The following is a 13,875-nucleotide window of genomic DNA, read 5'->3' as shown; positions in this document are numbered from 1 at the left end:
GAAAAAAATGCTTGCCAAAGGGAAGGTCTTTCACTAAATTAGCGCACCTCGACAGGCTGCAAGGCTTGAAGAGAAACGGTGAAGTGTCCGAGTGGTCGAAGGAGCACGCCTGGAAAGTGTGTATACGAGAAATCGTATCAAGGGTTCAAATCCCTTCTTCACCGCCACATTCTACGAAGAGCCCCCGAGCTGAGAAGCCGGGGGCTTTTTGTTTTTGGGGCCTTTGGGGCCGCTTTGCGGCCCTTTCGCGACACAAGGCCGCTCCTACAAGCGTGCGCGGTCCCCTGTAGGAGCGGCCTTGTGTCGCGAAAGGGCTGCAAAGCAGCCCCAAAAAATCTAGAAGCTGACCGAAGCCGAAAGCCGAGCCGTTCGCGGCGCCCCCTGGAACAGGTAGTTATCCCCCAGGTAATCCCCCACATCGCGCCAATAGCGCTTGTCGAACACGTTATCCACAGTCAGCCGCAGCACCGTGTCATATCCCCCAATGCGCGTGCGGTAGCGGCTACCCACATCGAATACCGTGTACCCACCAACTTCCACATTCCCTGCCTGGCTCGCATATTTGCTGGCGCTGTAGCGCGCCCCGCCCAGCAGTGCCAACCCCGGTACCGGCAGGGTGTATTCCGCCTGCAGCGCTGCCCGGAACCTGGGCACGTTGATCGCCTGGTGGCCTTCATAGGCATCAGTCCCGCTGTTCTGCACCCGCGCCCGAATGGCCGCGGCGCTGGCTTGCAGCTGCAGGTTCGAGGTCACCCAGCCACTCGCGCCCAGCTCCAGACCAGTGTTCTTCTGCTGGCCTTGCTGCACGTAGGTGAAGTGGCCGGCGCCGTCCGGGCGCGCGTACTGGTATGCCTGGCGGATCTGGAACAGTGCGGCGCTGAAGCTCAGGCCTTGCCAGTCGTGTTTGAGGCCCAGTTCCAGCTGGTGCGAGGTAGTCGGTGCGAGTATTTCGAATTTGTTCTCGGCGAACCAGGGTGCGGTACCGCCGGCCGACAGGCCTTTGGAATAACTGGCATATACCGTGGTATCCGGCTGTGGCTTGTAGATGAGCGCGGCGTTGGGCAGCAACTCGTACTGCCGGGTATGGCGACCGGCAACGCCGTCCTCATTCCAGGTTTTCTCGTCCAGGCGTACTTCACGGGCACCCACTACGGTCTGCCACTGGTCGTTGAAGCTGATGCGGTCGCTCACGAACAACCCGTATTGGCGGCTGTCCAGGCGACGTTCGCTAGACCTGATGGGCTTGTCGGATGAGTCAAAGGCCGGTGCACCAGTGTAGATGTTGCCTGTACCTACCCATTCCATATAGCTGGGGCGCTGATCCAGCGTGCGCCGCTGCGCACTGGTGCCCACGGTCAGCTCATGCCCCACGCCCAGCGCATCGAAATGCCCGTTGAGCATGGCCTGCGCCTCGTCGGTACGGCGGGTGTCGTCGGGGCTGCGGAAGTCGTAGATGTCGTAGTCGCCGTTGCTGGCGAAGAACGCGCCTTCGCTCGAGCCCCAGGCAAACGAGCTGTAGTCATCGATCACCACCTTGCTGCGCGAGGCACTCAAGGCCCCTGTCCAGGCTTCGTTGAAACGATACTCGAAGCGCCCGCCCAGGTTCAGCGAATCGTTCTGCACCGGCTTGGCCCAGTGCTGGTAGGCCAGGCGGTCGTCCGGGTCGATGCCATGGGGTACTTCGCTGCCACCGAGCAGCTGGTAACCCGGCACCGAGCGCTGTTCGCGGTGCTGGTATTCGGCATCCAGCTGCAAGGTGGCATCCGGGTTGATCTGCCAGTCGAAGGCCAGCGAGGCGAAGTCGCGCTTGCCGTCGGCGTGGTCGACGTAGGAGCGGATGTCTTCGTGGGCCAGGTTGGCCCGCAGGCCGAACTGCCGCTCGCTGCCGAACCAGCCGCCCAGGTCGGTGGCCAGGTAGCGTTCGCCTTGTTCGTTGGCCGACACCGTGACGCTGCGCACGTCTTCGGCGCGCTTGGTCACGTAGTTGACCAGGCCGCCCGGCTCCGACACACCGCTCTGCAGCCCGGACAGGCCCTTGAGCAGCTCTACCTGCTGCTTGTTCTCCAGGGCCACGTTCTGCTCGCCGGCGATGGTCTGGCCATTGATGCGGTAGCTGCTGGCGGCATTCAGCTCGAAGCCGCGCACATTGAAGTTTTCGTAGTAGCCGATGGGGGCGTAGCTTTCGCCCACCGAGGCATCGCTTTGCAGCACTTCGCTGAGCTGGCGCACCTGGCGGTCTTCCAGCAGTTGCTGGCTGAACACGCTGATCGAGGCCGGGGTGTCGAGCAAGGGCGCGGGCTGGAAGCCGCCCACGGCTGCCTGGCGTGCCTGGTAACCGTCGTTGGCGTAGGTGTCGGACACCTGCAGCGGGGCCAATAGCACGCTGTCTTCGGCAAGCACATGGGGGCAATGCAGGGCCAGGCCCAGGCTGAGCAGGCTCAGGGGCAGGCGGGGGTGACGCGGGGGCATGCGGTGGGGCTCCTGGATGCGCACTCCTGTGCCGGCCTCTTCGCGGGTAAACCCGCTCCCACAGGAAAATCACTATCCTCAGGTGCAGTGATTTTCCTGTGGGAGCGGGTTTACCCGCGAAGAGGCCGGCACAGGCCATGAAAAAGGCGGCATCTTACAGCCGCCTTCAACATAAAACGATCCGGACCGTCCGATATCCAGTCAGCCTTTACTGGCCGGCCGCCTGTGCTGCCGCCAGTTGTCATCGATCTTCGACCAGGTCTTGCCATCGGTAATGGCCATGAGCTTGCGCCCGTCCTTGAAAGTAGCCAGGAAGGTAGCTTCTTCTTCCTTGCCACCCAGCCACAACCCGGCCAGCAACCCCACCGGCCCGGCCACCAGTGCACCGGCCACGCCCCAGCCCAGGGCACTGCCCAGGCTGCGGTTGGATTCCAGGCTGGCCAGCCGCAGGTCGCTGATGCGCGCCAGGGAAATCCGCTCGCCGGGGGAGGGGCTGCGCGGGGTCTTGAGTGTGAGCGATCCGTTGCGATATTCGCCTTCACCTTGCAAGAAATCGCCGGATTGCACCGTGAGTCTTGTCATAACGTCGTCCTGTCAGGGAAAGGGCATTGGCCAGCGACTACTGAGCGCTGCCGAGGCAGGCAAGTCAACGGCCATGCGACAGAGGGTCGTGCGGTGCATTGTCACTCTCAGGCTGGCGCTCCTACAGGGGTTATGCGTCAGCTTTGCGGGCGGAAGCAAGCCACGCCAGCAACGCCAGCCCGCCAATCACCAACCCGGCCACCACGATCCCTATCCAGCCCTGGCGCTGGAACAATTGCGTGCCCAGCAGCGACCCCAAGGCCCCGCCAATGAAGTAGCAGGTGATATACCCGGCATTCAGCCGCGTGCGCGCCTCGGGCCGCAGGGCAATCACTGCATTCTGGTTGCTCACATGCACCAGTTGCACTGCCAGGTCGAGCATCAGCACGCCCAGCAGCAAGGCCGGCAACGACTGCTCGGCAAAGCCCAGCGGCACCCACGACAGCAGCAATACCACCAGCCCCACGGTGGTGCCCAGCGAGCCCTTGCCACGGTCGGCCAGGCGCCCGGCCCAGTTGGCCGACAGCGCACCCGCTGCACCGGCCAGGCCGAACAGGCCTATCACTGCATCCGAATAGTGGTACGGGCCTTTCGCCAGCAGGAACGCCAGTGGCGTCCAGAACAGGGCGAACAGGCTGAATGCCAGCAGGCCGAGCAGCGAGCGCAGGCGCAGCACCGGTTCTTCGAGGAACAGGCGGAACACCGAGCCGATCAGCGCCGGGTATTTCAGCCCGGCATGGCTGTGGTGTTGCGGCAGGCTGCGGTACAGCGCCACGGCGGTGATGGCCATCAGCACTGCGGCCAGTACGTAGATGCTGCGCCAGCCACCGAGTTCGGCCATGAACCCGGCGGCGGTGCGTGCCAGCAGGATGCCCAGCAGCAAACCGCTCATCAACGTGCCGACCGCGCGCCCGCGCTGGTGTGGCTCGCTGAGGGTCGCGGCCATGGGCACGAGGATCTGCGCCACCACCGAGAACAGCCCGGTCAGCGCAGTGCCAAGGATCAGCCACGGCAGGCTCGGTGCGCAGGCGCTGATGATCAGGCCCAGGGTGGAAATGGCGGTCATCACGGTGATCAGCCGGCGCTGCTCGAACAGATCGCCCAGCGGCGCCAGCAGCAACAGGCCGGCGCCGTAGCTCAGTTGTGCGGCAATGACGATGCTGCCGGCACTGGCAGTGCTCAGGCCGAACTGCTGGGCGATGCTGTGCAGCAGCGGTTGCGCATAGTAGTTGCTGGCGACGGCCAGGCCGGTGGCAGTGGCCATCAGCAGGATCAGGGCGCGGCTGAGTGTGGGGGTGTGCATGTGCTTCTCGTGGCAGGTGGATAAGTGGATAGCCTGTGCCGGCCTCTTCGCGGGTAAACCCGCTCTCACAGGGTCACCACAGTACTCGAAAGCCGTGGTATTCCTGTGGGAGCGGGTTTACCCGCGAAGAGGGCGGAACGGGCAACCCGTCAATCAGGCGGCAAACCCGCCATCGACCGTCAGGCTGGCCCCGGTAATGTACCCCGCCTCAGGCCCCGCCAGGTAAGCCACGAAGCTGGCAATTTCATCCGCCTCGCCATACCGCCCGATCGCCATCAGCGGGATCAGGCTGTCCGCGAATTCGCCGCTGGCCGGGTTCATGTCGGTGTCCACCGGCCCTGGCTGCACGTTGTTCACGGTAATGCCGTTCGGCCCAAGGTCACGGGCCATGCCGCGGGTCAGGCCGACCAGCGCCGATTTGCTCATGGCATAGGGGGCGCCACCGGCAAACGGCATGCGCTCGGCATTGGTGCTGCCAATGTTGATGATGCGCCCGCCTTGGCCCATGTAGCGTGCCGCGGCCTGGCTGGCGACGAATACGCTGCGCACGTTCACCGCCAGCATGTGGTCGAAGTCGGCCAGGTCGAACTCGGTCAGCGGCGCTACCGCCAGCACGCCGGCGTTGTTGACCAGGATATCCAGCCGGCCGAAGGCCTTCACGGTGTCATCCACGGCCAGTTGCACGGCCGCCGCGTCGGCACTGTCGGCCCGCAGGGCCAGGGCTTTGCCGCCGTTTTCGGTAATTTCCTGCGCCAGTGCCTGCGCCGGGCCGGCGGAACTGACATAGGTGAAAGCCACCTGCGCGCCTTCGCGGGCCAGGCGTCGCACGATGGCTGCGCCGATGCCGCGGGAACCGCCTTGTACCAGGGCCACCTTGCCTTCGAGTGTGTGTTGCTTGGACATGTTGATCTCCTGCTGTAGCCAGGCTGGAATGCCTTGGATGGACGCAGTATCGGCGCTTGATTACCTGCTGATAAGATGGCAATCACTATCAGCAGAGTGAACCTTTGGTTGCCAATGATGGCCGTGGAATCGTTCAACGCGTTGGAATGCTTCATTCGCAGTGCCGAAGTCGGCAGCTTTGCCGAGGCCGCCAGGCGCCTCAGCATTACCCCGGCTGCCGTGGGCAAGCATGTTGCTCAACTGGAAGCGCGCCTGGGGGTGCGGTTGTTCCAGCGTAGTACCCGCAAGCTGACCTTGACGGAGGCCGGGCAGCGGTTTCTGGGCGAGGTCAGTGACAGCTTCCGCACCATCCAGTACGCCGTGGCCAACCTGGCCAGCAGCGAAGGCCAGCCGGCCGGGTTGTTGCGGGTGAGCATGGGCACGGTCTTCGGGCGCTTGTATGTGTTGCCGTTGCTGTCTGAGTTTCTGCGTCGCTACCCGGCCATTACCCCGGACTGGCATTTCGACAACCGCCAGGTCGACCTGATCGGCCAGGGCTTCGATGCGGCGATTGGCGGAGGCTTCGATCTGCCTCCGGGGGTGGTGGCACGCAAGCTGACCCCGGCGCACCGGGTGCTGGTGGCAGCGCCGGCGTACCTGGGCCGGCACGCACCGATTGACGACCCGCAGGTATTGCAACGGCATGACGGTATCCTGATCCGCTCGCCGCAGACCGGGCGGGTGCGTTCATGGCCGCTGACCAGTCGTTGGCAGGTGCAGCAGCCGTTGCAGTTGCGCCAGGCGATGACCATGAGCGATTCGGATGCGGCTTGCGCGGTGGCCGAGCAGGGCCTGGGGATTGCCCTGGTGAGCCTGCCGTTTGCCGTGCCGTACCTGGACGGCGGGCGGCTGCGGCGGGTGCTGCCGGACTGGTACGTGGATGATGGGCATATCAGCCTGTATTTCGCCGAGCACAAGCTGCTGCCGGGCAAGACCCGGGCATTTATCGATTTTGTCGTGGAGCAGTTTGAACAGCAGGGGTTGGCGCGGCGGTTCGATGCCTTGCAAACGGTGTAGGAGCAGCCTTGTGCTGCGAAGGGGCCGGTAAGGCAAGAGATTTTCTGTGTTGCTCAGGGACCTTCGCAGCACAAGGCTGCTCCTACAGGGGCAACACCGGCTTCAGGAGCGAAGAGGCCTGCTCAGACAACATCGACAATGATCAAAGTCTGCGCCCCCAGGCTCACCTCATCATCAACTTTCTTGCCCAGCAACTGCTGCCCCAGCGGCGAACGCGGGGTAATCACCGTCACCAGCCCATCCCCCACGCCAATCTTCAACCCCGCCGCCTCGGGCCCGAGGAACAGTCGGCGCTGCCCGCCATGTTCATCCTCCAGCGTCACCAGGTTGCTCACCTGCACCCCGCGTGCCGGGTCATGATCGCGCAGTAGCAGTTGCTGGTAGGTCACCAGCGCCTTGCGGATCTCGGCGCTGCGGCGGGCCTGGCCGGTGGCCAGGTACGAGGCTTCCAGGCCCAGGGTGTCGTACTTGTTCTCGGCGATGTTCTCCTCGGCAGTGGCGGCTTCGTACGCGGTTTGCGCCGCGCGGGTCAGCACATTCAGGTCATGTTCGAGGGCGGCGACGATCTGCGCCAGCAGGCTGGGCTTGTCCATGGTCAGTAACAGAACTCCAGCACGTTGGCCTGGCTTTTGTCGGTGGGCGCGGTGCGGTTCTGCTGCAGCCAGAACTGGCACTTGGGGCTGTTGAGGTTGCGCGGGTTGCCCTGGGCGGCCTCGGCGGCCTGTTGCAGCTCCTGCTTGTGCAGGATGTCCTTGTAGCGTTCGAACATTTGCGCCTGGGCATCCGCCGCAGGGGCTGGCGCTGGCGGCGTGGCAGGCCGGTATGCGGCGGGGGCCATCGCCTGGGCCAGCGGCTGTACCTGCTGTGGCCACAGTTGCAGGGCCAGCCACAGGCTGGCGGCGATCGCCACGGCGCCCAGCCACAGGCCAAAGGCAACGCACACGATCAACGGCAACGGCTTGAGGGTGATCTTCAGTTCACGGTGGCGCGGCATGGCAGCCTCCTGGCAGGGTGTTCGGGGTGCATTGTCGCATGCGCCTGGGCATTTTTCCGCGCAGGTGCTTTTGTCAGCGACAATTTATGCGCAGAATGCGCGGTTTTTCCGCTGGGCGAGGGCAGGGCACATGAAAGCCACCTGGGACATCTTCTGCAGCGTCGTCGACAACTACGGCGATATAGGCGTGACCTGGCGCCTGGCCCGGCAGCTGGTGGCCGAGCACGGCCTGGCAGTGCGGCTGTGGGTGGATGACCTCAATGCGTTCACGCCCATGTGCCCCGGGGCCGATGCCAACGCCCCGCAGCAGTGGCAGCACGGTGTGGATGTGCGCCAGTGGCCGGTGGCCTGGCTGCCGGTGGCGCCGGCTGATGTGGTAATCGGTGCCTTCGCCTGCCAGTTGCCAGCAGCTTATGTAGAGGCAATGCGTGCTCGCGCCACGCCGCCGCTGTGGCTGAACCTCGAATACCTCAGTGCCGAGGACTGGGTGGAGGGTTGCCATGGCTTGCCTTCGCCGCAGCCCAATGGCTTGCGCAAGGTATTCTTCTTTCCCGGCTTTACCGAAAAAACCGGTGGCCTGCTGCGCGAGGGCTCGCTGCTGGCGCGGCGTGATGCGTTCCAGCAAGGCGCACGGCAGGCCTTCTTGCAGGGGCTTGGTGTTAACCCTGGAGCGGGGACGTTGCTGATTTCCCTGTTCGCCTATGAAAACCCGCAACTGGGCAACTGGCTTGATGCCCTGGCCTCAGGCGAGCAACCTTGTCACCTGCTGGTACCGCAAGGGCGCGTTGTCGCGGGGCTCAGCCAGTGGCTTGGCGAGACGGAGCTGCAAGTGGGCAGCCTGTGCAAGCGAGGGGCGCTGACCGTGCAGGTGCTACCTTTTGTCAGCCAGGATGACTACGACCGGTTGCTGTGGAGCTGTGATTTCAATGCCGTGCGCGGCGAAGACTCGTTCGTGCGTGCACAGTGGGCCGGGCAGCCGATGCTGTGGCACATTTACGTGCAGGACGAGAATGCCCATTGGGAAAAGCTCGAAGCGTTTCTCGCGCATTATCGACACGGGTTGTCAGGCGATGCCGATGCCGCCCTGCTTGGCTTGTGGCGAGCCTGGAACATGGATCGCGACATGCGCCAGGCGTGGCAAGCGGCCCGCCAGCACTGGCCGGAGCTGCAGCAGCATGCCAGGCGTTGGGCGGCGCGACAGGCCACTCAGCCGGACCTTGCCACAGCGCTAGTACACTTTTACCGAAATTCGCTATGATACGCGGCCTCGATTTTTATAAATCCATCCAGATTCGGATACTTCGTAATGAAAACTGGTAAAGAACTGAAACCCGGTACCGTCCTGCGGATCGACAACGACCCGTGGCTGGTTCAAAAAGCTGAGTTCACCAAGTCGGGCCGTAACAGCGCGATCATGAAGACCAAGCTGAAGAACCTGCTGACCGGCTACAAGACCGAAACCGTCTACGGTGCAGACGACAAGCTGGACGACGTGATCCTGGATCGCAAAGAAGCGACCCTGTCGTTCATCAACGGTGACGAATACACCTTCATGGACACCACCGACTACACCATGTACGAACTGAACGCCGAGGACATCGAAGCCGTTCTGCCGTACATCGAAGAAGGCATGGAAGACGTCTGCGAAGCCGTGTTCTTTGAAGGCCGCCTGGTATCGGTTGAACTGCCGACCACCATCAGCCGTCAGGTTGTCTATACCGAGAACGCCGCACGCGGCGACACCTCGGGCAAGGTCATGAAGCCTGCCAAGCTGAAGAACGGTACCGAGATCTCGGTTGCCGACTTCATCCAGATCGACGAGTGGATCGATATCGACACTCGCGACAACAGCTTCAAAGGCCGTTCCAAGAAGTAATCCTTCTTGTGAAACGCAAAAACCCGGCCTTGGCCGGGTTTTTTCATGCCTGCGTTTTTGCGGTTCTCGATGCTGGCTCTTGCTTTTGTGGGAGCGGCCTTGTGTCGCGAAAGGGCCGCAAAGCGGCCCCGGCGATATCAAGGGTACCCGAGATTCTGGGGCCGCTTCGCGCCCCATCGCGACGCAAGGCCGCTCCCACAGCCTTACACGGTCACGTGCAGGCGCACATCCACATTGCCGCGGGTGGCGTTGGAGTACGGGCACACCTTGTGCGCCTTTTCCACCAGCCCTTCTGCATCCGCCTGGGCCAGGCCCGGCAGGTTGATGTGCAAGTCGATGTCCAGGCCGAACCCCCCCGGAATCTGGCCGATGCCCACCTTCGCGGTGATCGAGGCGTCCGCCGGCAGGGCCTTTTTCTCCTGCCCGGCCACGAACTTCAGGGCACCGATGAAGCAAGCCGAGTAACCGGCGGCGAACATCTGCTCGGGGTTGGTGCCGTCACCGCCTGCGCCGCCCAGTTCCTTGGGGGTGCTCAGGCTGACCACCAGCTTGCCGTCACTGGAACGGGATTTGCCGTCGCGCCCACCGGTGGAGGTAGCTTCTGCGATGTACAGCGGAGTGACCTTTTGCATCTTGAGCCTCGCTAATGTGCTGTGCGCTCCCCGTCTGGAGGAGGGCGCGGGTTGGTGTGGGATTTAAATTAGCGCGCAATTAGTTTGTGCGCAAGATAAATCTTCGCCGCTCATCCGAACGGCCATTGCACAGCATAGCTGTCAGAGGTTTTTCTGCAGGTTCTCGCGTAGCGCCAGCAGGTCGGCCTGCAGTTGCTGCAGCTGTTCCAGGCTGTGGCCGCTGGCCTTGAGAATGCACTGCGGCACTTCTTTGGCCTGCTGCTGCAAGGCGCGGCCCTTGTCGGTCAACTGCACCAGTACCACTCGCTCGTCCTCGCGGCTGCGGTTGCGCTGCAGCAGGCCTTCGCTTTCCAGGCGCTTCAGCAGCGGCGTCAGCGAGCCAGGGTCGGTGAGCAGGTGCTGGCTTATCTCGCCGACGGTCAGGCCGTCATGCTCCCACAGCACGAGCATGGCCAGATACTGCGGGTAGGTCAGGCCCAGGGCCTGCAGCAGCGGTTTGTAGACCTTGGTCATCAGCAACGAGGTGGAGTGCAGGGCGAAACAGACCTGGTTGTCCAGCAGCAGCTCGTCACAAGAGGCTTGGGTGTTGGCGTTCATGCAGGTCCTTGAAAGTAATCAATGGGAAAGTCTGGCACGCTGATCGTTAGTGCGCGCTTTATTCGCGCAGTTCACTGCGCAAGGCCAGGTCCCAGGGTGGAATCGGGCTGAAGCGGCTCTTGAGAAATTCGAGCAGCAAACGGCTGCGAGAGTTCGTTTCATGTTCCAGGCGAAGCGCGTAGATACCGCTGCTTTCCGCTTTGGGCAAGCCACCGTCGCAAAACAACGGCATCAGCTCGCCGCGCAGCAAGTATTCGCTGATCAGCCAAGTGGGCAGGTGGGCGATGCCCAAGCCGGCGAGGGCGCCGAACAGTAGGGTTTCGGCATTGTTGGCGGCCATGCGCATGCGCGAGGGGCGGTACAGGCGGGTTTGCCCGGCCACGTTGAAACGCCAGGCGAATGGCGGCGCCAGGCCGTCCCAGTCCAGGCCGTCGTGCCCGGGCAGCTCGCTGGGGCAGGTGGGCATGCCGCGGCTGGCCAGGTAGGCAGGGCTGGCACAGGCGATGCGCACCATGTAGGCCAATGGCGTGGCGACCAGCCGGGTATCGGCCAGGGGGCCGGCGCGCAGCACCAGGTCGACCTCGCCCAGGTGGCTGCCATGCAGGTCGACAAAGCTGTCAATCAGGCGCAGTTGCACATCCAGGCCCGGGTAGGCGACCAGGAAATCAGCGATGGCCGGGGCCAGGTGGCGGCGGCCGAATGCGGCGGGGGCGTCGATACGGATCAGGCCTTCGGGGGCATTGCTCAGCGACACCGCTTCGGCGCGAGCCAGGCGCAGTTCCTCGATGATGCGCCTGGCCCGTTCGGCAAAGGCATTGCCTGCAGGTGTGGCGCGCACGGCGTGGGTGCTGCGGGTGAACAGGCGGCTGCCCACGGCGCTTTCCAGGTTGTCGATGCGCCGGGCCACGGCGGACGGCGTCAGCGGGTGGCGGCGGGCGGCGGCAGAAAAGCTGCCGGTTTCCAGCACATCGAGGAACAGGCTTAGCTGGTCGGTCAGGGTATCGGGGCTCATGGCTGCCTTGCTTTTGCGAAAAACGCATAGCCATTGTGCGCTGCTGTGCGTTTCCCCGCCAGCCCGCAATCGTTAGCATGCTCGCATTGTATGCATAGGCGGGTGAGGCCGTGATGATCGAGTGGTTGTTGTATATCGTGCTGGGTGCGGCCCTGGGAAGCATGGGCGGCCTGTTCGGCATTGGCGGTGGGCTGATCGCGATTCCCGCCCTGGGCGTTCTGTTCGGCCTGGACCAGCAACTGGCGCAGGGCACGGCGTTGGTGATGGTGGTTCCCAATGTGCTGCTGGCGCTGTGGCGTTATCACCAGCGTAACCGCATCGAGTTGCGCCATGCGCTGCCGTTGTCGCTGTGCAGCTTCGTGTTCGCCTGGCTGGGGTCGATCTGGGCGGTGGGGCTGGATGCGCATTCCATGCGTCTGGGCTTTGTCGGCTTTCTGGTGGCCTTGGCAGTGTGGAACGTGGCGCGGATGTTCATGAAGGTGACACCGCCCAGCGCCGAGTTGCGCTATGCCTGGCCGTGGCTGGGTGTGCTGGGCAGTTTTGCCGGGACCATGGGTGGCTTGTTCGGGGTGGGTGGGGCCGTGGTGGCCACGCCGATCCTGACCAGTGTGTTCGGTACCACCCAGGTGGTGGCGCAGGGGCTGTCACTGGCGCTGGCGGCGCCGAGTACCTTGGTAACCCTGATGACCTACGGGGTGCACCACAGTGTCGACTGGGGTGTGGGGGTGCCATTGGCGGTGGGCGGCTTGCTGAGTATCAGCTGGGGGGTGAAGTTGGCCCATGCGTTGCCGGAGAAAGTGTTGCGGACAATGTTCTGCGTGTTTTTGGTGGTGTGTGCGGTGATGCTCGGGTTTGAGCTTTGAGATTTTGGGGCCGCTTTGCGGCCCATCGCGACACAAGGCCGCTCCTACAGGGGATCGCGTACCCTTGTAGGAGCGGCCTTGTGTCGCGATGGGCTGCGCAGCAGCCCCAAATCACTTGAACCCTTCGACGATGTAATCGGCCATGCAATCGGTGATCGGCGAAGGGTTCTGGGTACTGCGCACAAGCATCACATTGGCCACGGGCAACTGCGGCAACCCTTCGCTCTCCCCCAGAATGCGGATATTCCCGCCAATCAGGCTCTGCAACTGTGCGGTCACCGCCAACCCTGCGGTGACAATGGCAAAGATCGCGGCCAGGCTCGGGCTGGTATAGGCGATGCGGTAGTCGATGCCCTGGGCCTCGAGGGCATTGCAGGTCCAGGCCCGGCAGAAGCAGTCGGTATTGAACAAGGCTACCGGCATGGGGCGTTGCTCCTGCGGACAGAAGCCTTCCGCGGCGGCCCAGACCAGGCGTTCCTGGCGCAGCAGCTGGCCAATCTCGTTGCCCGGCTCACGGGTGACGATGGTCAGGTCCAGGTCCTGGCGCAGCATCAGCTGTTTGGAGGAGTCGCAATGCACCTCCACCTGCACCAGCGGGTAAGCCTGGGCAAAGCTCGACAGAATGGTCGGCAGGAAGCGCATGGCATAGTCATCCGGCGTACCGATGCGTACTACCCCGACCATGTGCGGCATGCGCAGGGTGTTGAACACTTCGCCATGCAACTTGAGGATGCGCCGGGCATAGCCCAGCAACACCTGGCCCTCGGCGGTCAGGCGCACCTGGCGGCCGTCGCGCTCGAACAGCTGGCGCTGCAGGATGTCCTCCTCCAGGCGTTTCATCTGCATGCTCACCGCCGACTGGGTGCGGTTGACCACCTCGCCGGCGCGGGTGAAGCCACCCTGCTCGGCGATGGCCACGAAGGTGCGCAGTACGTCCGCATCGAGGCTCTGGTACTGGGACATTGCATCAATCTCCGAGATGCATGGCATCAGAAACATTCGTTGGATTGATCTTATGCCTGGCGCGAGACTGGAGCCATCAACACGGAGGGCTTCACGATGAAAGGTCATGTCAGCAGCATCCAGCAACCTGCCTTTTCCCTGAACCACCTGTGGCATGCCGCCCTGCAGCGCCCGGCGCGCTGGCTGCAGCTGTACCGCCAACGTCAGGAACTGGCCAGCCTCAGTGACGCAACCTTGCACGACCTGGGGTTGAGTCGGGCGGATATCCAGCAAGAGGCCGAGCGGCATTTCTGGGATGACCCGCTGAGCAAGTGATGCCAAGCGTGGCAGCCGCTCTTGCTCTTGCTCTCGCTCTCGCTCTTGATTTTGCTTCTAAGCGCGCGGTAGTCCAGCCGACGCAGATTGCGACTTCAGGAGGCCGAGCGAAGGGCTTGCGGAGGGAGGTGACGGGCATGGATGCCCGTCAAGCGCTGAGGCCCCATGGATGGGGCCTGCAGCGCGTACTCCCGGGAGCAAGTCCGTAGTGAGGGGACCCCGTAGCGAAGCGAAGGGGCCGGATGATGGGAGCCGACGGTTTTTGGTTCCTTTTTGCCACGACAAAAAGGGACCCGCCGTAAGGGCGGAA

The 13,875-nt window shown here is 63.5% G+C and carries 15 protein-coding genes and 1 tRNA gene; 6 read left to right on the top strand and 10 right to left on the bottom strand.

The features are described from left to right. Window positions 1-77 precede the first annotated feature (77 nt). Window positions 78-167: transfer RNA gene (locus J5M58_RS16650), tRNA-Ser, on the top strand. A 169-nt stretch (window positions 168-336) separates the two neighbouring features. Here the strand turns inward: J5M58_RS16650 and J5M58_RS16645 are convergent. From J5M58_RS16645 to J5M58_RS16630, 4 genes are all read right to left on the bottom strand, one after another. Further along, window positions 337-2,469, bottom strand: a complete 2,133-nt coding sequence (locus J5M58_RS16645; RefSeq protein ID WP_207878764.1) for a TonB-dependent siderophore receptor — start codon at window positions 2,467-2,469, stop codon at window positions 337-339. 201 nt (window positions 2,470-2,670) lie between these two features. After that, window positions 2,671-3,051 carry a hypothetical protein gene (locus J5M58_RS16640; RefSeq protein ID WP_112251840.1) on the bottom strand — a complete coding sequence of 127 codons (381 nt, stop codon included), beginning with the start codon at window positions 3,049-3,051 and terminating at the stop codon, window positions 2,671-2,673. Between the two features lie 130 nt (window positions 3,052-3,181). Then, window positions 3,182-4,354, bottom strand: coding sequence for an MFS transporter (locus J5M58_RS16635; protein WP_112251841.1), 1,173 nt, complete (start codon window positions 4,352-4,354; stop codon window positions 3,182-3,184). Between the two features lie 153 nt (window positions 4,355-4,507). Further along, window positions 4,508-5,257, bottom strand: coding sequence for a 3-oxoacyl-ACP reductase family protein (locus tag J5M58_RS16630; protein WP_112251842.1), 750 nt, complete (start codon window positions 5,255-5,257; stop codon window positions 4,508-4,510). 117 nt (window positions 5,258-5,374) lie between these two features. On the opposite strand from J5M58_RS16630, the gene J5M58_RS16625 reads away from it, so the two are divergent. After that, window positions 5,375-6,313 (top strand): LysR family transcriptional regulator, encoded by a 939-nt coding sequence (locus J5M58_RS16625; protein WP_133970708.1) that lies wholly within the window; start codon window positions 5,375-5,377, stop codon window positions 6,311-6,313. A gap of 122 nt (window positions 6,314-6,435) precedes the next feature. Here J5M58_RS16625 and J5M58_RS16620 read toward each other — a convergent pair whose 3' ends face one another. Next, on the bottom strand, window positions 6,436-6,906 hold the full coding sequence (locus tag J5M58_RS16620; protein ID WP_112251843.1) for a GreA/GreB family elongation factor: 471 nt from the start codon (window positions 6,904-6,906) through the stop codon (window positions 6,436-6,438). Window positions 6,907-6,908: 2 nt separating this feature from the next. Further along, window positions 6,909-7,307 (bottom strand): hypothetical protein, encoded by a 399-nt coding sequence (locus tag J5M58_RS16615; RefSeq protein WP_112251844.1) that lies wholly within the window; start codon window positions 7,305-7,307, stop codon window positions 6,909-6,911. Window positions 7,308-7,437: 130 nt separating this feature from the next. Here J5M58_RS16615 and earP point away from each other — a divergent pair, with 130 nt between their 5' ends. Then, window positions 7,438-8,565, top strand: coding sequence for an elongation factor P maturation arginine rhamnosyltransferase EarP (gene earP, locus J5M58_RS16610; RefSeq protein WP_207878762.1), 1,128 nt, complete (start codon window positions 7,438-7,440; stop codon window positions 8,563-8,565). Between the two features lie 48 nt (window positions 8,566-8,613). Beyond that, window positions 8,614-9,183, top strand: coding sequence for an elongation factor P (efp, locus tag J5M58_RS16605; protein ID WP_013971530.1), 570 nt, complete (start codon window positions 8,614-8,616; stop codon window positions 9,181-9,183). A 203-nt stretch (window positions 9,184-9,386) separates the two neighbouring features. Here efp and J5M58_RS16600 read toward each other — a convergent pair whose 3' ends face one another. The 3 genes from J5M58_RS16600 to J5M58_RS16590 form a co-directional block, all read right to left on the bottom strand. Beyond that, window positions 9,387-9,815, bottom strand: coding sequence for an organic hydroperoxide resistance protein (locus J5M58_RS16600; protein WP_013971531.1), 429 nt, complete (start codon window positions 9,813-9,815; stop codon window positions 9,387-9,389). A 141-nt stretch (window positions 9,816-9,956) separates the two neighbouring features. Next, window positions 9,957-10,412 carry a MarR family winged helix-turn-helix transcriptional regulator gene (locus J5M58_RS16595; RefSeq protein ID WP_112251846.1) on the bottom strand — a complete coding sequence of 152 codons (456 nt, stop codon included), beginning with the start codon at window positions 10,410-10,412 and terminating at the stop codon, window positions 9,957-9,959. 58 nt (window positions 10,413-10,470) lie between these two features. Then, the gene (locus tag J5M58_RS16590) at window positions 10,471-11,424 is read right to left on the bottom strand and encodes a LysR family transcriptional regulator (protein WP_112251847.1); all 954 of its coding nucleotides are present in this window, start codon (window positions 11,422-11,424) and stop codon (window positions 10,471-10,473) included. Window positions 11,425-11,537: 113 nt separating this feature from the next. On the opposite strand from J5M58_RS16590, the gene J5M58_RS16585 reads away from it, so the two are divergent. Further along, window positions 11,538-12,287: a sulfite exporter TauE/SafE family protein gene (locus tag J5M58_RS16585; RefSeq protein WP_207878760.1), complete on the top strand. Its 750-nt coding sequence runs from the start codon at window positions 11,538-11,540 to the stop codon at window positions 12,285-12,287. Window positions 12,288-12,398: 111 nt separating this feature from the next. On the opposite strand, the gene J5M58_RS16580 is transcribed toward J5M58_RS16585, so the two are convergent. After that, entirely contained in the window at window positions 12,399-13,250 is an 852-nt protein-coding gene (locus J5M58_RS16580; protein WP_061552405.1) for a LysR substrate-binding domain-containing protein, read from the bottom strand. 96 nt (window positions 13,251-13,346) lie between these two features. On the opposite strand from J5M58_RS16580, the gene J5M58_RS16575 reads away from it, so the two are divergent. Then, window positions 13,347-13,565, top strand: a complete 219-nt coding sequence (locus J5M58_RS16575; RefSeq protein ID WP_003260420.1) for a DUF1127 domain-containing protein — start codon at window positions 13,347-13,349, stop codon at window positions 13,563-13,565. Window positions 13,566-13,875 lie beyond the last annotated feature (310 nt).

The organism is Pseudomonas sp. 32_A, assembly GCF_017490905.1.
In the GTDB taxonomy this organism is placed as follows: domain Bacteria; phylum Pseudomonadota; class Gammaproteobacteria; order Pseudomonadales; family Pseudomonadaceae; genus Aquipseudomonas; species Aquipseudomonas inefficax.
This window is presented reverse-complemented; position numbering and strand designations above follow the sequence as displayed.